A 17,691-nucleotide genomic window follows, 5' to 3' on the forward strand; every position below is an offset into this window, starting at 1 on the left:
CTCATTAGCTGGCGCATGCGCGGTGCGCGTGCAGCCGGCACCCATGTCTCGAGGGCTGGCAAGGAGCGCGGGCCGCATCGCTGCAGCGGCGGACGGCTCATGCGGCCTTCGTGAGCCACCTATTTTTTCTCCCTTTCAAACAGCGAAATCGCCGTGCGTCTGACCTCGATCAAACTCGCTGGATTCAAGTCATTCGTCGATCCCACGCATTTCCAGGTTCCGGGCCAGCTAGTCGGCGTGGTCGGACCCAATGGATGCGGCAAGTCCAACATCATCGACGCCGTACGCTGGGTGCTCGGCGAATCGCGCGCCTCGGAGCTGCGCGGCGAGTCGATGCAGGACGTGATCTTCAACGGCTCGACTGCGCGCAAACCGGGCAGCCGCGCCAGCGTCGAACTCGTGTTCGACAACGCCGACGGGCGTGCCGCCGGGCAGTGGGGCCAGTATGCCGAGATCGCCGTGAAGCGCGTGCTCACGCGCGACGGCACGTCTAGCTACTACATCAACAATCTGCCGGCGCGTCGCCGCGACATTCAGGACATCTTCCTCGGCACGGGTCTCGGCCCGCGCGCCTACGCGATCATCGGACAAGGCATGATCGCGCGCCTGATCGAAGCGAAGCCCGAAGAACTGCGCGTCTTCCTCGAAGAGGCCGCGGGCGTCTCCAAATACAAGGAACGCCGCCGCGAGACGGAGAACCGTCTGCACGACACGCGTGAGAATCTGACGCGGGTCGAGGACATCGTCCGCGAACTGGGCACGAACCTCGAGAAGCTCGAAGCGCAGGCGGTGGTCGCCACGCGCTACAAGGAACTGCAAACCGACGGCGAAGAGAAGCAACGCCTGTTATGGCTGCTGCGCAAGAACGAGGCTGGCAGCGAGCAGGAACGTCAGCAGCGCGCCATCGAACAGGCGCAGATCGACCTCGAAGCGCAAACGGCGAAGCTGCGCGAAGTCGAAGCGCAACTCGAAACGCTGCGCGTCGCGCATTATTCGGCGAGCGACGCCATGCAGGGCGCGCAGGGCGCGCTCTACGAAGCGAATGCCGAAGTGAGCCGGCTCGAAGCCGAAATCAAGTTCATCGTCGAATCGCGTAACCGCGTGCAGGCGCAAATCGCTGCGCTGACCGCGCAGCGTGAACAGTGGCAATCGCAGGCTGAAAAAGCGCAAGGCGATCTCGAAGATGCCGAGGAGCAACTCGCCGTCGCCGAAGAAAAGGCCGCGCTCGCCGAAGAAGAAGCCGCCGCGAAGCACGACGCAATGCCCGCGCTCGAAGCGCGCTGGCGCGATGCGCAAGCCGAACTGAACGCGGAGCGCGGCGGCATCGCGCAGACCGAACAGGCGCTCAAGCTGGAAGCGGCGCACCAGCGCAATGCCGATCAGCAGTTGCAGCAGTTGCAGCAGCGTCACGAGCGGCTGAAGGCGGAAGCAGGCGGCCTCGACGCACCCGACGAAGCACAGCTCGAAGAGTTGCGCATGCAACTCGCGGAGCACGAAGAGATTTTGCACGACGCGCAGACGCGCCTTGCCGATGCGCAGGAAACGCTGCCTCGTCTGGACGCCGAACGGCGTGCCGCGCAGGAGCGCGTGCAGGCGGAAAGCGCGCAGATTCATCAGCTCGACGCGCGCCTTGCCGCGCTCAAGCAGTTGCAGGAAAACGTCCAGACCGAAGGCAAGATTCAGCCGTGGCTCGAAAAGCACGAGCTGGGCGGCCTGCCGCGACTCTGGAAGAAGCTGCACGTCGAGCCCGGTTGGGAAGCCGCGCTCGAAGCCGTGCTGCGCGAGCGGCTCGCCGCGCTCGAAGTATCGAATCTCGACTGGGTCAAGGCGTTCGCTACCGACGCGCCGCCGGCCAAGCTGGCGTTCTACGCACCGCCTGTCGCCGGTCAGCCGGTCGCGGCGTCGCCCGCTCTGCGGCCGCTGCTGTCGCTCGTTCGTATCGACGACGCGGGCATCCGTGCGGTGTTGAACGACTGGCTCGGCCTTGCGTTCGTCGCCGACGACCTGCAGCAGGCGCTCAGCATGCGCTCGCAACTGCCGGAAGGCGGCTCGTTTGTGGTGAAGGCGGGGCACGTGGTGACGCGCGTCGGCGTGCAGCTGTATGCCGCCGATTCGGAACAGGCCGGCATGCTGGCCCGTCAGCAGGAAATCGAAAATCTCGCGCGTCAGGTGCGCGCACAAGCACTGCTCGCCGACGAAGCGAAGGCTGCCGCGATCCGCGCCGAAGCCGCGCACACGCAGGCGGCGCAGGCGCTGACCGACGTGCGTCAGCAGGCCGAGCGCGCGACCCAGCGCGTGCATGCGTTGCAACTCGACGTGCTCAAGCTCACGCAGGCGCACGAGCGTTACACGCAGCGCAGCACGCAGATTCGCGAAGAGCTCGAAGAGATCAATGCACAGATCGAAGAGCAACGTGCGATGCGTGCGGAATCCGAAGCCAATTTCGAGCGTTACGACGGCGAACTCGCGGAATTGCAGGCGCGTTTCGAAGACCATCAACTGGCTTTCGAGGCGCTCGACGAAGCGCTTGCCGCTGCACGCGGCGAGGCACGCGATCTCGACCGGGCCGCGACCGACGCGCGCTTCGCCGCGCGCAACATGGCGAACCGCATCGACGAATTGAAGCGCAGCATTCAGGTCGCGCACGAGCAGAGCGAGCGCGTGGCGGCGTCGCTCGAAGACGCGCGCGCCGAACTCGAAACCATCAACGAGCAGACCGCTCATACAGGCTTGCAGGACGCGCTCGACATTCGCGCGGTCAAGGAAGAGGCGTTGCACGCGGCGCGTCTCGAACTGGACGACCTGACCGCCAAGCTGCGCGCCGCCGACGAAACGCGTCTCACCGCCGAGCGCGCGCTGCAACCGCTGCGCGACCGCATCAACGAATTGCAATTGAAGGAACAGGCCGCGCGGCTGAACGGCGAGCAGTTCATCGAGCAACTGGCGGCAGCGGGCGTTGACGAGGCGGAGCTGCAGGCCAAGCTCACGCCGGACATGAAGCCGTCGTATCTGCAGGGCGAAGTCACGCGCATCAACAACGCGATCGCCGCGCTCGGTCCGGTCAACATGGCCGCGCTCGACGAACTCAAGGCGGCCACCGAGCGCAAGTCGTTCCTCGACGCACAATCGGCCGATTTGACGAGCGCGATCGAGACGCTCGAAGACGCAATCCGCAAGATCGACGCGGAAACGCGCACGCTATTGCAAGGCACGTTCGACGAAGTGAACCGTCATTTCGGCGAACTGTTCCCTCGTCTCTTCGGCGGCGGCCAGGCGAAGCTGATCATGACCGGCGACGAGATTCTCGACGCCGGCGTACAGGTGATGGCGCAGCCTCCGGGCAAGAAAAATTCGACGATCCACTTGCTGTCGGGCGGCGAAAAAGCGCTGACGGCAACCGCGCTCGTGTTCGCGATGTTCCAGTTGAATCCCGCGCCGTTCTGTCTGCTCGACGAAGTGGACGCGCCGCTAGACGACGCCAACACCGAACGTTTCGCGAACCTGGTACGCGCGATGTCGGACAAAACCCAGTTCCTTTTCATCTCGCACAACAAGATCGCGATGGAAATGGCGCAGCAACTGATCGGCGTGACGATGCAGGAGCAGGGCGTGTCGCGCATCGTTGCCGTCGACATGGAAACGGCTGCGGGTTTCGCCCAGAATATCGTTTAAGTTTTCGTTTGAATCAAGGAAGCGCGGGCGCCCGCGTTCAGCGCTGCGGCCAGTGGCCGCGCGATACGTGGGGCGGGCGAGAGGCCGCGCAGATAAAGAATTGCTGATGGAGCATGCATGGACGAGTTGACACTCGGTTTGATCGGCGCGGGTGCCGTGGTGGTCGGGGGCGTGGTCGTGTACAACGCGTGGCAGAGTGCAAAGGTGCGCCGCAAGATGCCGCGGCCCATGCCCGCGGACGCCGCGGAGAATTTTGCGCGCGAGGACCATCAGGAGCAGAGCCCGTTCATCGAACCGGCTCGGCCCACTACGCGCCGCGAGCCGGTAGTGGGCGCGGAGTCGTCTGCCGATACGGCGTCGGCCCGCGTCGAGCCGACTTTTGGCGTACCGGTAGGCGCCGCGCCGCTTGATACGCCGGCCGACATTCAGGCCGAGACGACCACACCGAACGGCTATCTGTCGGACGGCGACGATGCCGAGGTTGAAGGCGGCACTAAGGGCGGGGCAGGTGCCGGCGCTGACAAGGACGCAGCGGCAGCAGCAGGTCAACAACCCGCGAGCACCACCTCGCGCGAAACCGACGAGCAGATCGAGCCGATTCTGCCGGCTGCCACGACGATTTCGTCCGCGCCGCCGGCTATCGTCGATCGCCGCATCGACTGCATCGTGCCGATTCGTCTGAACGGACCGGTTGCGGGCGACAAGGTGATTCCGCTTGCGCAGCGTCTGCGCCGCGCCGGCAGCAAGCCGGTGCATATCGAAGGCAAGCTGGAGGGCGGCGCGTGGGAGTTGCTGCAAAACGGCGCGCGTTATGAAGAGCTGCGCGCGGCCGCGCAACTGGCCAATCGCAGCGGTGCGCTGAACGAACTCGAGTTCTCCGAGTTCGTGACGGGCGTGCAGCAGTTCGCCGACGCAATCGACGCATCGCCGGAATTTCCCGACATGCTCGAAACAGTCGCGATGGCGCGTGAGCTTGACGGTTTCGCCGCACAGTGCGACGCGCAGTTGTCGATCAATGTGCTCTCCGACGGCGCGCCCTGGTCGGCCAATTACGTGCAAGCCGTGGCATCGCAAGACGGCTTGCTGCTCTCGCGCGACGGCACGCGCTTCGTCAAGCTGGACGCGCGCCAGAGTCCCGTGTTCATGCTGCAATTCGGCGACACGAACTTCTTGCGCGACGACCTCACGTACAAGGGCGGCCAGATGATCACGCTGGTGCTCGACGTGCCGGTGGCCGACGAAGACATCTTGCCGTTCCGTCTGATGTGCGACTACGCGAAGTCGCTGGCGGAGCGCATCGGCGGGCGGGTGGTGGACGACGGCCGTCGTCCGTTGCCGGAGACCGCATTGCTCGCCATCGAAAAGCAGCTGATGACGCTTTACGCGAAGCTCGAACAGGCCGGCATTCCTGCAGGCTCACCGGCCACGCGGCGTTTGTTCAGTCAGTAACCGCCGCGTTTCCAGACGCCTTCAGAACGACAACGGCCGCGCGATGCGCGGCCGTTGTCGTTCTGAAGCGTCGCGGCGCCGACTTTCGCATACTCGCGCTCCGGTCCGCAAGCTGGCCATTCGGCCGATGTAAAGGGGCACGCTTCCTGCGATAATCCACTGTCCAATTTCACTGAAGAAGCGCCCTACAGCATGGCTCGAACTCCCGTCTCAGATCCAGCAACCAGCGCTCCGGCCAAGCGGGCCGCGTGGCTGCGCGCGGAACTCGAACGCGCCAATTACGCGTACTACGTGCTCGACCAGCCGGACTTGCCGGACGCGGAGTACGACAGGCTGTTCAAGGAGCTGGAGAGCATCGAGGCGGAGCATCCCGATCTGATCGTCCCTGATTCGCCCACTCAGCGCGTGGGTGGCGAGGCGGCGAGCGGGTTCGAGCCGGTCGTCCACGACCAGCCCATGCTGTCACTGAACAACGGTTTCGCGGACGAAGACATTCTCGCGTTCGACAAGCGCGTGGGCGACGCACTCGGTAACAATGCGAAGGAGCCGCCGGTTCCGGTCGACTACGCGGCCGAGTTGAAGTTCGACGGCCTCGCGATCTCGCTGCGCTATGTGGACGGCGTGTTCGTGCAGGCCGCCACGCGCGGCGACGGCACGACTGGCGAGAACGTCACTGAAAACGTCCGGACGATTCGCTCCATTCCGCTGAAACTCAAGGGCAAGCGCGTGCCGCACATACTCGACGTGCGTGGCGAAGTGCTAATGTTCAAACGTGACTTCGAGCGTCTGAACGAACGCCAGCGCGCCGCGGGTCACAAGGAGTTTGCCAATCCGCGCAATGCCGCGGCGGGTAGCCTGCGTCAGCTCGATTCGAAAATCACCGCGCAAAGGCCACTGTCGTTTTTTGCGTATGGCATCGGCGTGCTCGAAGGCGTCGAAGTGCCGGCCACGCATAGCGAACTGCTCGACTGGTACAAGGAACTCGGCTTGCCGGTCAATGCGGAGCGCGCGGTCGTGAAGGGCGCCGAAGGTCTGCTCGCGTTTTTCCATGCGGTCGGCGAGAAGCGCGACAAGCTGCCGTACGACATCGACGGCGTGGTGTACAAGGTCAACCGGCGCGACGAGCAGGACGCGCTCGGCTTCGTGTCGCGTGCGCCCCGTTTCGCGCTCGCGCACAAATTCCCGGCGCAGGAAGCGTTGACGAAACTGGTCGCGATCGACGTGCAGGTCGGGCGCACCGGCGCGATCACGCCGGTGGCGCGCCTCGAGCCCGTGTTCGTCGGCGGCGCGACGGTCACGAACGCCACGCTGCATAACGAAGACGAAGTGCGCCGCAAGGACATCCGTATCGGCGACACCGTGATCGTGCGGCGCGCGGGCGACGTCATTCCGGAAGTGGTGAGCGCGCTCATCGAGCGTCGCCCGGATGACGCACACGAATTTGTGATGCCCACGCATTGTCCGGTGTGCGGCTCGAACATCGAACGGCTGCCCGACGAGGCGATTGCGCGTTGCACCGGCGGCCTGTTCTGTCCGGCGCAGCGCAAGCAGGCGCTGTGGCACTTCGCGCAGCGGCGCGCGTTGGACATCGACGGGCTGGGCGAGAAGATCATCGACCAACTGGTAGAACAGAATCTGGTGCGCACGCCCGCCGATCTGTTCAACCTGGGCTTCTCGACGCTCGCAGAGCTCGACCGTTTCGCCGACAAGTCCGCGCAGAACCTGCTCGACTCGCTCGAGAAGGCCAAGCACACTACGCTTGCCCGTTTTATCTACGCGCTCGGCATCCGCCATGTCGGCGAATCCACGGCGAAAGATCTGGCGAAACACTTCGGCTCGCTCGACCCGATCATGGAAGCTTCGGTGGAAGAATTGCTGGAGGTGAACGACGTTGGGCCGGTCGTCGCCGAATCCATTCACCAGTTTTTCGCCGAAGAGCATAACCGCACGGTGATCGAACAGCTGCGCGCGCCGGGCAAGGTCACGTGGCCCGAAGGGCCGCCCGCGCCGAAGGCGCCGCAGGGCATGCTGGCCGGCAAGACCGTTGTGTTGACGGGTACCTTGCCGAGTCTCGCTCGCGAAGAGGCCAAGGAAATGCTCGAAGCGGCCGGCGCGAAAGTGGCCGGCTCGGTGTCCAAGAAAACAGACTATGTGGTGGCGGGGGCCGAAGCAGGCAGCAAGTTAGCGAAGGCCGAGGAACTCGGCATTCCCGTACTCGACGAAGATGGTATGCGTAAGCTCCTGGAGGGGCAGTTATGATCCGCGAAATTCTCAAGATGGGCGATCCGCGCCTGCTGCGCATTGCCGATCCGGTCGATCACTTCGACACGCCGCAGTTGCATGAGCTCGTGAAGGACATGTTCGAGACCATGCACCACGCGAACGGGGCGGGGCTCGCCGCGCCGCAGATTGGCGTCAATCTGCAGGTGGTGATCTTCGGGTTCGGCAGCAACGAACGCTATCCGGACGCGCCGCCGGTACCGGAAACGGTGCTGATCAATCCGACCGTCACGCCGGTTTCGCTGGATATGGAAGAGGGCTGGGAGGGCTGCCTGTCTGTTCCGGGCCTGCGCGGCGCGGTCAGCCGCTTTTCGATGATCAAATATCACGGCTTCGACCAGTACGGCACGCCGATCGACCGCGTCGCCGAAGGTTTCCATGCGCGCGTCGTACAGCACGAATGCGATCACCTGATCGGCAAGCTGTATCCGATGCGGATCACCGACTTCGCCAAGTTTGGCTATACAGAAGTGCTGTTTCCGGACATGGATCCGAATATCGACGATTGATGCGGCCGTTCGTCGATGCCGCGCGGTGGTAATAAAAAAACCCACGCAATTGCGTGGGTTTTTTGTTGGGCCGCTACGGCGCTCGATGCGCTTCAAGATCGAGCGAAGCGGTCGATCGCGGAGCCTCTGAGCTTGCTGGCGGGCGTCAGAACGACTCGTCCGCTGCGAGGTAGCGCCACTGCCCTGGCGGTAGCGCGCCAAGCATCACACGGCCCATACGTACACGCTTGAGGCCAATGACTTCAAGGCCGACCAGTTCGCACATCCGGCGAATCTGGCGCTTTTTTCCTTCGCGCAACACGAAGCGCAACTGCTCGCCGTTTTGCCAGTTGACCTGCGCGGGCTTGAGCGGCACGTCGTCGAGCGAAAGACCGTGGCACAAGAGCGCGAGGCTTTCCGGCGGAAAGTGATTTTCGACGTCGACCGTGTGCTCGCCGTAGGCGACGCGCACCAGGTATTCCTTGTCGATCTCGGAATGGCCGCCGATCAGCTGCTTGGCGATGCGGCCGTCCTGCGTCAACACCAGCAAGCCTGTCGAATCGATGTCCAGACGCCCGGCCGGCGCGAGCTGACGCAGATGCGCGACGGAGAAGCGAATGTCCGAGTGGTCGCCTTCCCAGCGATTCTCCGGCGTGACGAGCGTGATGGCCGGCTGATAGCCGTCTTCCGCCTGGCCCGACACGTAGCCGACAGTCTTATGGATCAGCACCGTGACCTGGCTTGCTTGCACGGCCTCGGCAGCGGGATCGATCTCGATCCGCTGATCGGGGCGAACCTTCGTGCCTAGCGTGTCGATCCGTTCGCCGTCGACGAGCACCCAGCCTTTCTCGATCCATTCGTCGGCTTCGCGGCGCGAGCACAGGCCCAGTTCGGACATGAGTTTGGACAGGCGCAAGGTGCCGGGCGCATCCTCGATATCGCGACGCGGCGTGCGCGGGGCAGCCTCTGCGTGCGGGCGGTGTTCGGCCGGAGCGACGCCGCGCGGCTTGCTGGCTCGGGCGGGGCGGTCGCCGGTGAAACGGCGTTCGGCGGCCGGTGCCTTGTCGAAGCTGCGCGCCGGCCGTTCTGCACGGTCCGTGCGCGTCGCGGCGCGGTCGCCGAATTCGCGGCGAGCCGGTGCGCGTTCGCCTCGTTCGCCACGAGGCGCGCGGACCGGACGATCGGCTTGGTCGCCGTAGCCGCTCTTGACGGGCTTTGCAAAGCTTCGCTCGCCGCGCTCGCCCTCTACGCGTCGCGGCGCGCTGTCGCTGCGCGGTCCGCGCTCGCCGCCGCGGCGCTCTTGCGAGGCGCCACGGTCTGCGCTGAAGCGGGGGCGGTCGGAGGCGTCGCGTTCACCGCGCATCGGACGCTCACCGCGCTGGCCGCCTTCCGAGGGACGGCCTGCTCCCGCTCGCGGGCCGCTGAACGGACGGCGTTCGCCGTCGTCCCGGCGCGGTGTCCGATTGCCGTCGAAGCTGCGCGGGGCGCCGCGATCCGCGTTTCCTTCGAAGCGGCGGGGGGCGCGGTCTGTGCTGCCCGCGCGATCTTCGAAACGGCGTGGGGCGCGTTCAGCGCGTTCGCCGCCCGGGCCACGGGGCGACCGCTCGCTGTTACCGGCACGGTCTTCGAAGCGGCGGGGCGCACGGTCGGTGCTGCCCGCGCGATCTTCGAATCGGCGCGGGGCACGTTCAGCGCGTTCGCCACCAGGGCCACGGGGCGACCGTTCGCTGTTACCCGCACGGTCTTCGAAGCGGCGGGGCGCACGGTCGCCACCACCCGTCCGATCCTCAAACCGGCGCGGTGCGCGTTCGGCACGGTCGCCACCACCCGTCCGATCCTCAAAACGACGCGGCGCGCGTTCACCGCGCTCGCCGCCAGCGCCACGAGGCGCCCGCTCGTCCCCAGCCGAGCGATTTTCAAACCGGCGCGGCGCACGTTCCCCACCATCTTCGAATCTGCGCGGCGCGCGCTCACCACCTTCACGCCGCGGACCACGCTCGCCGCTTCCTTCAAAGCGCCGCGCAGGCGCGCCCGCGCCTTCGCGGCGCGGCGGCCGGTCAGACGTCGCGCGCCGTGCGCCGCCGGCTCCGCCCGCGTCGCGCTCGCGGGAAAACGAGCCTTCCTCGCGGGGAGGGCGCGGCGTCCGCCCGCCCGCGCCAGCCGGACGCTTGCCGCTGGACGACGTGCCCGCGCCTTCGCCTCGCGGGCCGCTCGGGCCAGCCATCGACGATTTCGGTCCTGCCGGCCGTGTCGGCTTACGCGCCGACGTGCTGCCGCTACGGACAGGGGCGCGTTCGGACGAAACCGGCCGCGGGTGCTTGGCTGTTAATTTGACTCGCATGAAATCTCACACTGCAATCGCGCGCAGCAGTTCCGTCTCGACCTGAATTTGCAGGCGGTTGTCCGACAGACCGTGTCCATCCAGCAGAAACACGTCTTCGACGCGTTCGCCGAGCGTGTTGATCCGCGCCGACGCGACGCCGACCCGGTGTTCGGCCAGCACGCGCGCGATCGAATAAAGAAGGCCTGGCCGGTCGTTCGCCGACACGGACAGGATGTAGTACTGGCCGCGCTCGTCGGCCCGAAGATCGACGCGCGGTGTAACAGGGAAGGTCCGCGACAGCCGCGACAAACGGCCCTTCGACGGCCCCGGGAGCCAGGTGCCGTCGCCGGTGAGGCGCGCGGTCAGTTCCTGCTCGACGAGATTGGCAATGTCGCGATAATGCACGTCTTCTTCGGTATGCGCGACGAGGAAATTATCGAGCGCATACCCGTGACGCGTGGTGCTGACCCGCGCGTCGAGCACCGACAGGCCGTTGCGGTCGAAATACGCACAAATGCCGGCGAACAGATCCGGCTGGTCCTTCACGTACACGAGCACCTGAAGCGCTTCGCCGATCGGCGAAGGGCGGGCGCGAACGATCGGCGTGGGCGTCTCGACGTAACGGTAGAGCACGCGCGTTTGCCATGCGATGTCCGCCGCGTCGTGGCGTAGAAAGTAGCCGACGTCGAGCTTGTCCCACAGCGCTTTCTGCGCGCCTTCCGGCACCGTCTCGAGGCGCAGCAGCGCGAGCGCCTCTTCCTGACGCGATTCCAGTTCCGAATGCGCGTCCGGACGCGCGCCGCCGAGCACCGCGAGCGTCGCGCGGTACAGGTCTTCCAGCAGCTTGCCCTTCCACGTGTTCCAGACTTTCGGACTGGTCCCGCGGATGTCGGCCACCGTCAGCAGATACAGCGCGGTCAGACGCCGTTCGTTGCCGACCAGTTCAGCGAAACGCTTGATGACCTCCGGGTCGCTCGTGTCCTGCTTCTGTGCGACCTGGCTCATGGTCAGATGCTGCTGCACCAGCCAGACCACCAGTTCGCCGTCTTCGCCCTCGATGCCGTGATTGCGGCAGAAACGCCGCGCGTCGGCCATGCCGAGCGTGGAGTGGTCGCCGCCGCGACCCTTGGCGATATCGTGAAACAGCGCCGCGACGTACAGCACCCACGGCCGGTCGAAGCCCACGATCAACTGGCTGCAGAACGGATATTCATGCGCGTGTTCGGCGACCGCGAAGCGCCGCAGATTGCGCAGCACCATCAGGATGTGCTGGTCGACGGTGTAGACGTGATACAGGTCGTGCTGCATCTGTCCGACGATGCGCCGGAAGTTGAGCAGGTAGCGCCCCAGCACGCTCGTCTGGTTCATCAGGCGCAACGCGTGCGTGATGCCGGCCGGCTGCTTCAGGATGTCCATGAAGAGGCGCCGGTTTTCCGGATCGCGCCGCCAGTGCTGGTCCATCACCTCGCGTGCGTTGTAGATGGCGCGCAGCGTGCGTGCCGACAGACCCTTGACGCCCGGCGTCTGCTCATACAGCAGGAACGCTTCGAGAATCGCGTTCGGCTCGCGCTGGAACAGATCGTCGCTCGCGATTTCGAGCATGCCCTGCTTTTCGACGAAGCGGTCCGACAGCACCCGAGTAATGCCGCTCGTGCTCGGGAAAAGCTGCGCCTCGATGTTCTGGATCAGAATCGTGGCAAGCTGCGTGACCGCCTTGGCCGCCCAGTAATAACGGCGCATCAGCTGCTCGCTCGCGCGCTTGGTGGCGGTGGGTTTGTAGCCGAAACTTTCCGCCACCGGCGTTTGCAGGTCGAACACCAGAATATCCTGACGACGCCCGGCGGTGACGTGCAACCGGGCGCGCAGCGACTTCAGGAAGCCTTCGTTGCGCCGCAGTTCCTGTGCTTCGCGCTCCGTGATCAGGCCGCGCGCTTCGAGTTCGCGCCAACTGCTCCCGAAACCGGCCGCCTGGGTGATCCATAGAATCAGCTGAAGATCCCGTAGTCCGCCCGGGCTTTCCTTGATGTTGGGCTCCAGCGCGTAAGGCGTGTCCTGAAACTTGGCGTGGCGCTGGCGCATTTCCAGCACTTTGGCCTGAAAAAACGCTTTCGGGTCGAGCGCCTCGCGATAACGCTTTACGAAGTCGTCGAACAGCGCCGCACTGCCCGTAATGCGCCGCGCTTCCAGCAGCGACGTGCGCACGGTCACGTCGTTGGCGGCTTCTTCGAGACACTGCGAAACGCTGCGCACGCTGCTGCCGAGTTCCAGCCCGAGATCCCACGCAAGGCTTATGAAGCGCTCGATGCGGGCTTCCAGGTGCTCGAGCGGCGCATCGGGGAGCAGCACGAGGATGTCGATGTCCGAATGCGGCGCCAGTTCGCCGCGGCCATAACCTCCCACTGCGACCAGCGCAAGATCGGCGGGCAGTTCGCAGGTGTTCCAGGCGGCGCGCAGCGAGTCGTCGGTGGTGCGCGAAAGCGCCGCCATCAACGCTTCCACGTTGGTGGCGGTCTTGAAGCGTTCCAGCAACTGGGCTTTGGCCACTTTGTAGTCCGCCTTGAGCGACCTGGCATGGGACGGGGCGACGGCTGGAACACTACTCATGGGCGGCTGGCGGTCAGGGGGCGAAATCGGTCAGGCCGTGGCGGCGACCACCGGCGGGCGCGCGGGCGTGCCGGCGGAGACGGTCAGGACGTCGTAGCCGGTTTCCGTCACGAGCACCGTGTGCTCCCATTGCGCCGAGAGACTGCGGTCTTTGGTCTTGACCGTCCACTGGTCGGGCATGGTGCGGATGTCGCGGCGGCCGGCGTTGATCATCGGCTCGATCGTGAAAATCATGCCGGCTTGCAGTTCGAGCCCCGTGCCGGGACGGCCATAGTGCAGAATCTGCGGGTCTTCATGGAACACCGTGCCGATGCCGTGGCCGCAATATTCACGCACCACGCTGTAGCCGTGCGCCTCGGCGTGCTTCTGGATCGCATAGCCGATGTCACCGAGATGAGCACCCGGGCGCACCTGGTCGATGCCGAGCCACATGCACTCGAAAGTGGTCTGAACGAGCCGTCTGGCAAGGATCGAACCCTCGCCCACGATGAACATCCGGCTCGTATCGCCAAAATAGCCGTTCTTGATCACCGTGATGTCGATGTTCAGCGCGTCGCCATTCTTGAGCGTTTTGTCGCCGGGAATGCCGTGGCAGATCACGTCGTTGACAGAAATGCAGGTGGCCTTGGGGTAGGGCGGATAGCCGGGCGGCTGATAGTTCAGCGGCGCGGGGACCGTGCCCTGTTCCTTCAGCATGTACTCGTGGCACAGGCGGTCGAGTTCGCCGGTCGTGACGCCGGCGGCGACGAACGGCGTGATGTAATCGAGCACTTCGCTCGCAAGTTTGCAAGCGACGCGCATTTGCGCGATATCGTGTTCGTTTTTGAGCGTGATAGCCATGAGTCGGGCCTGAAATGCGATTTATTCCGGGATTATCGCACCATATTCCCGGTGCCGCAGCGTTTTGGCGCTCGTCAGACGGCTTTTGCGCCAGGAGCGGCGCCGCGCCATTCATGGCTTTGCAGTGGCGCGCGATGCGGCGGCGAGCGCCCGGGTGCAACCCGCGGTAGCGAGCGGGAGCACCAGGCAGGTTGAGTCGGCCGATAGTCGCATGCTATAATCTTTGGCTGAGTCGATCCCTCTCTTGCGGCTGCCTCACGACAGTAGGCAGCGTTCAAGCGGATGGGGTTGACGCTTCCCATGGCACTTGCTGCCCGAGCCACGGGAAGAAGCAGTATCGGGCAGCAGACTCGCAAGCCGGCGCACCCAGGGTGTTCGCGGCGCGTAGCCAGGCAAGACTTGACCTGGCAGCGCGGCGGATACGGCAGCCGGCTTAAGACCCAACCCTCGCGGAGATTTTCATGGCAGTTACCATGCGTCAAATGCTGGAAGCCGGTGTCCACTTCGGTCACCAAACGCGCTTCTGGAACCCGAAGATGGCCCCCTTCATTTTCGGTCATCGCAACAAGATTCACATCATCAACCTCGAAAAGACGCTGCCGATGTACAACGACGCGCTGAAGTACGCGCGTCAACTGGCAGCGAACCGCGGCACGATCCTGTTCGTCGGCACGAAGCGTCAATCGCGCGACACGATCGCTCAGGAAGCGCAGCGCGCCGGCATGCCGTACGTCAACGCACGCTGGCTCGGCGGCATGCTGACCAACTTCAAGACGCTGAAGGTTTCGATCAAGCGCCTGAAGGACATGGAAGCAGCGCTGGAAGCAGGTGAAACGGAACGCATGAGCAAGAAGGAAGCGCTTCTGTTCGAACGCGAAATGGCCAAGCTGCAAAAGTCGATTGGCGGCGTGAAGGACATGGGCGGCATTCCGGACGCGATTTTCGTGGTCGACGTCGGCTACCACAAGATCGCCGTCACCGAAGCTAACAAGCTCGGCGTGCCGGTCATCGCAGTGGTCGATACGAACCACTCGCCGGAAGGCATCGACTACGTGATCCCGGGTAACGACGACGCCAGCAAGGCCGTCGCTCTGTACGCGGCTGGCGTGGCTGACGCGATCCTCGAAGGCCGCGCCAATGCGGTCAACGAAGTGGTGCAGGCTGCACGCGGCGACGACGGCGACGAGTTCGTCGAGGTCAACGCGGAAGCGTAAAGCTGCCCCGTGTCCGGCAAAAAAGGGGGCTTTCTACAGGCCCCCTTTTTTTAAGTCGCGACGTCGCAGCGGGGCGCTGTCTCTGGTTGGGGCGGTGCCCGACGCGTTATCCGCAAAAAAACGCGCATAACGCTGAAACGAATTCTTGCCGCCGGTATCGAAGTCCGGGCGGCGTGCTACAGAAGCAACACAGACCGAACTCAAGGAGCAAATGATGGCGGCAATTACCGCAAGCATGGTTGCAGAACTGCGCGCGAAGACCGACGCGCCGATGATGGAATGCAAGAAGGCGCTGACGGAAGCCGACGGCGACATGGCGCGCGCTGAAGAGCTGCTGCGCGTGAAGCTGGGCAACAAGGCGAGCAAAGCTGCATCGCGCGTTACGGCTGAAGGCGTGGTCGCCTCGTTCATCGGCGGCAATGCGGGTTCGCTCGTCGAATTGAACTGCGAAACCGACTTCGTCTCGAAGAACGACGACTTCCTCGCTTTCTCGAAGAAGGTCGCCGAGCTGGTCGCAACGCAAAACCCGGCTGACGTCGCAGCGCTGTCGGCTCTGCCGCTCGACGGCCAGACCGTCGACGCAGTGCGTCTCGCGCTGGTCGGCAAGATCGGTGAAAACCTGTCGATCCGCCGTTTCGTGCGTTTCGAGACGTCGAACAAGCTGGCTGCGTATCTGCACGGTACGCGCATCGGCGTGCTGGTCGAGTACACGGGCGCAGACGAGCAGGTCGGCAAGGACGTGGCTATGCACATCGCAGCCATGAAGCCGGTCTCGCTGTCGTCGGACGACGTGCCGGCGGATCTGATCGCCAAGGAACGCAGCATCGCTGAACAGAAGGCCGCCGAATCGGGCAAGCCGGCTGAAATCGTCGCGAAGATGGTCGACGGCAGCGTGCAGAAGTACCTGAAGGAAGTGTCGCTGCTCAACCAGACGTTCGTTAAGAACGACAAGCAGACGATCGAACAGATGCTGAAGGCCGGCAATGCGAGCGTCCAGAAGTTCGCGCTGTTCGTGGTCGGCGAAGGCATCGAGAAGAAGCAGGACGACTTCGCTGCTGAAGTCGCCGCTCAAGTGGCTGCTGCAAAGCAACAATAAGCTTCACCCGAGCTTCGGCTAGTACCGTTGTACCCGCGGCAGAGCAAGACTGTGCCGCGGTCGGCAGCGCCGCAAGGCTGCGCGCGGGTCGACCCCCGCTGCGCAGCCGCCGCTGACGAACCTCAGGGGTTCATCAATTTGGCGGCGCTTGCCCGAATCAGCATTTCACCCCTACATTAGTCCCTTGTTGTTGCCCTGTTCTGCGCGATCTGGATACCCCTATGCCCACTGCCTACAAACGCGTCCTGCTCAAACTCTCCGGTGAAGCTCTGATGGGCGACGATGCCTTTGGCATCAATCGCGCGACCATCGAACGAATGGTGGCGGATGTGGCCGAAGTGGTCCGTCTTGGAACGCAGTTGGCCGTGGTGATCGGCGGCGGCAATATTTTTCGCGGCGTAGCGGGCGGCGCGGCCGGTATGGACCGCGCCACCGCCGACTACATGGGCATGCTGGCCACCATGATGAACGCGCTGGCACTGCAGGACGCCATGCGCCATGCGGGCATCGAGGCGCGTGTGCAATCCGCGCTGCGTATGGACCAGGTGGTCGAGCCGTATATCCGCCCGCGAGCGATTCGCCAGCTCGAAGAAGGCAAAGTCGTGATTTTCGCGGCCGGCACCGGCAACCCGTTCTTCACGACCGACACGGCCGCCGCGCTGCGCGGCTCGGAAATCGGCGCCGAAGTCGTGCTGAAAGCCACCAAGGTTGACGGCGTCTACTCCGCCGACCCGAAGAAAGATCCGAGCGCGACGCGCTACACCACGATCAGCTTCGACGAGGCAATCGGCCGCAATCTGCAGGTCATGGACGCCACCGCGTTCGCGCTGTGCCGCGACCAGAAGCTGCCGATCCGCGTGTTTTCGATCGTCAAGCCGGGCGCGCTCAAGCGTATCGTGCTCGGCGAGGACGAGGGCACCCTCGTCCACGTGTAAACTCTCGTTCACATAACGTGGGCTTTGACGCGAGCCCGGGCCGCCGCATATCGCGCGTGCTGGCCGGCTCGCACCGTTTTGAAGGTTCGGAGGTTTAAAAATGTCTGTGGCTGATATCAGGAAGGGCGCTGAGCAAAAGATGCAGCGTTCCATCGACGCGTTCAAGAACGATCTGTCGAAAATCCGTACGGGCCGTGCGCACACGGGCCTGCTCGATCACATCCAGTGCGATTACTACGGCTCGCCGGTGCCTATTTCGCAGGTCGCGAACCTGACGCTGATCGACGCACGTACGATCGGCGTGCAGCCGTGGGAAAAGAAGATGGTCCAGGTCGTCGAAAAGGCGATCCGCGAGTCGGACCTCGGTCTGAACCCAGCTACCCAGGGCGATGTGATCCGCGTGCCGATGCCGGCGCTGACCGAAGAACGCCGCCGCGAGCTGACGAAAGTGGTCAAGAGCGAAGCCGAAACGGCCAAGATCGCTGTCCGCAATTTGCGCCGCGACGCTAACGAGCAACTGAAGAAGCTCGTCAAAGACAAAGAAATTTCGGAAGATGACGAGCGTCGTGCAGGCGACGATATTCAGAAGCTGACGGACAAATTCGTCGCTGAAATCGACAAGCTCGTCGTGACCAAAGAAGCAGAGATCATGACGGTGTAAGGCGGCTCGGCTCCGTCGGAAACGCGGAGCCGACGCAGCTTTTTCTGCCCCTTCAGGGGCTGGCGCAAAGTGCGAACCGTACAGCGCCAGGTCTGGGAGCACTCACCAATTCAAGGTTTTCACTTCTTC

Annotated in this window: 11 protein-coding genes; 8 read left to right on the plus strand and 3 right to left on the minus strand. The window is 64.3% G+C overall.

What is annotated here, in order from left to right; genetic code table 11:
* The first annotated feature begins 153 nt into the window (after positions 1-153).
* From smc to def, 4 genes are all read left to right on the plus strand, one after another.
* Entirely contained in the window at positions 154-3,672 is a 3,519-nt protein-coding gene (smc, locus tag JMY24_RS04605) for a chromosome segregation protein SMC (protein ID WP_201701447.1), read from the plus strand.
* Positions 3,673-3,789: 117 nt separating this feature from the next.
* Positions 3,790-5,121 carry a cell division protein ZipA C-terminal FtsZ-binding domain-containing protein gene (locus JMY24_RS04610; RefSeq protein ID WP_201701448.1) on the plus strand — a complete coding sequence of 444 codons (1,332 nt, stop codon included), beginning with the start codon at positions 3,790-3,792 and terminating at the stop codon, positions 5,119-5,121.
* 192 nt (positions 5,122-5,313) lie between these two features.
* Positions 5,314-7,380 carry an NAD-dependent DNA ligase LigA gene (gene ligA, locus JMY24_RS04615; RefSeq protein WP_201701449.1) on the plus strand — a complete coding sequence of 689 codons (2,067 nt, stop codon included), beginning with the start codon at positions 5,314-5,316 and terminating at the stop codon, positions 7,378-7,380.
* Positions 7,377-7,910, plus strand: coding sequence for a peptide deformylase (def, locus tag JMY24_RS04620; RefSeq protein ID WP_128590576.1), 534 nt, complete (start codon positions 7,377-7,379; stop codon positions 7,908-7,910). Before ligA ends, def begins: the two co-directional genes overlap by 4 nt.
* Before the next feature lie 145 nt (positions 7,911-8,055).
* Here the strand turns inward: def and JMY24_RS04625 are convergent, their stop codons facing one another.
* The 3 genes from JMY24_RS04625 to map all read right to left on the minus strand — a co-directional run bounded on the left by JMY24_RS04625 (position 8,056) and on the right by map (position 13,656).
* Complete coding sequence (locus JMY24_RS04625) at positions 8,056-10,113, minus strand: pseudouridine synthase (protein ID WP_413231218.1); 2,058 nt, start codon at positions 10,111-10,113, stop codon at positions 8,056-8,058.
* 123 nt (positions 10,114-10,236) lie between these two features.
* Positions 10,237-12,816 carry a [protein-PII] uridylyltransferase gene (locus JMY24_RS04630; protein ID WP_201701451.1) on the minus strand — a complete coding sequence of 860 codons (2,580 nt, stop codon included), beginning with the start codon at positions 12,814-12,816 and terminating at the stop codon, positions 10,237-10,239.
* A 30-nt stretch (positions 12,817-12,846) separates the two neighbouring features.
* A complete protein-coding gene (map, locus tag JMY24_RS04635; protein WP_128595307.1) occupies positions 12,847-13,656 on the minus strand; it encodes a type I methionyl aminopeptidase in 810 nt (269 codons plus the stop codon).
* Between the two features lie 461 nt (positions 13,657-14,117).
* On the opposite strand from map, the gene rpsB reads away from it, so the two are divergent.
* The 4 genes from rpsB (at position 14,118) to frr (ending at position 17,562) form a co-directional block, all read left to right on the plus strand.
* Positions 14,118-14,870 (plus strand): 30S ribosomal protein S2, encoded by a 753-nt coding sequence (gene rpsB / locus JMY24_RS04640; RefSeq protein ID WP_006048672.1) that lies wholly within the window; start codon positions 14,118-14,120, stop codon positions 14,868-14,870.
* 214 nt (positions 14,871-15,084) lie between these two features.
* Positions 15,085-15,966 carry a translation elongation factor Ts gene (tsf, locus tag JMY24_RS04645; protein ID WP_128586266.1) on the plus strand — a complete coding sequence of 294 codons (882 nt, stop codon included), beginning with the start codon at positions 15,085-15,087 and terminating at the stop codon, positions 15,964-15,966.
* Positions 15,967-16,187: 221 nt separating this feature from the next.
* Positions 16,188-16,901 (plus strand): UMP kinase, encoded by a 714-nt coding sequence (gene pyrH, locus JMY24_RS04650; protein ID WP_006048674.1) that lies wholly within the window; start codon positions 16,188-16,190, stop codon positions 16,899-16,901.
* Positions 16,902-17,001: 100 nt separating this feature from the next.
* On the plus strand, positions 17,002-17,562 hold the full coding sequence (gene frr, locus JMY24_RS04655; protein WP_027775328.1) for a ribosome recycling factor: 561 nt from the start codon (positions 17,002-17,004) through the stop codon (positions 17,560-17,562).
* The last annotated feature ends 129 nt before the right edge of the window (positions 17,563-17,691 follow it).

It is taken from the genome of Paraburkholderia kirstenboschensis, assembly GCF_904848585.1.
Taxonomy (GTDB): Bacteria; Pseudomonadota; Gammaproteobacteria; order Burkholderiales; family Burkholderiaceae; genus Paraburkholderia; species Paraburkholderia kirstenboschensis.

What these genes read in the sequence shown, in the direction of transcription:
- JMY24_RS04610 (WP_201701448.1), top strand. Translation starts at nt 3,790, where the DNA reads ATGGACGAGTTGACACTCGGTTTGATCGGCGCGGGTGCCGTGGTGGTC.
- ligA (WP_201701449.1), top strand. Translation starts at nt 5,314, where the DNA reads ATGGCTCGAACTCCCGTCTCAGATCCAGCAACCAGCGCTCCGGCCAAG.
- def (WP_128590576.1), top strand. Translation starts at nt 7,377, where the DNA reads ATGATCCGCGAAATTCTCAAGATGGGCGATCCGCGCCTGCTGCGCATT.
- JMY24_RS04625 (WP_413231218.1), bottom strand. Translation starts at nt 10,113, where the DNA reads ATGGCTGGCCCGAGCGGCCCGCGAGGCGAAGGCGCGGGCACGTCGTCC.
- JMY24_RS04630 (WP_201701451.1), bottom strand. Translation starts at nt 12,816, where the DNA reads ATGAGTAGTGTTCCAGCCGTCGCCCCGTCCCATGCCAGGTCGCTCAAG.
- map (WP_128595307.1), bottom strand. Translation starts at nt 13,656, where the DNA reads ATGGCTATCACGCTCAAAAACGAACACGATATCGCGCAAATGCGCGTC.
- rpsB (WP_006048672.1), top strand. Translation starts at nt 14,118, where the DNA reads ATGGCAGTTACCATGCGTCAAATGCTGGAAGCCGGTGTCCACTTCGGT.
- tsf (WP_128586266.1), top strand. Translation starts at nt 15,085, where the DNA reads ATGGCGGCAATTACCGCAAGCATGGTTGCAGAACTGCGCGCGAAGACC.
- pyrH (WP_006048674.1), top strand. Translation starts at nt 16,188, where the DNA reads ATGCCCACTGCCTACAAACGCGTCCTGCTCAAACTCTCCGGTGAAGCT.
- frr (WP_027775328.1), top strand. Translation starts at nt 17,002, where the DNA reads ATGTCTGTGGCTGATATCAGGAAGGGCGCTGAGCAAAAGATGCAGCGT.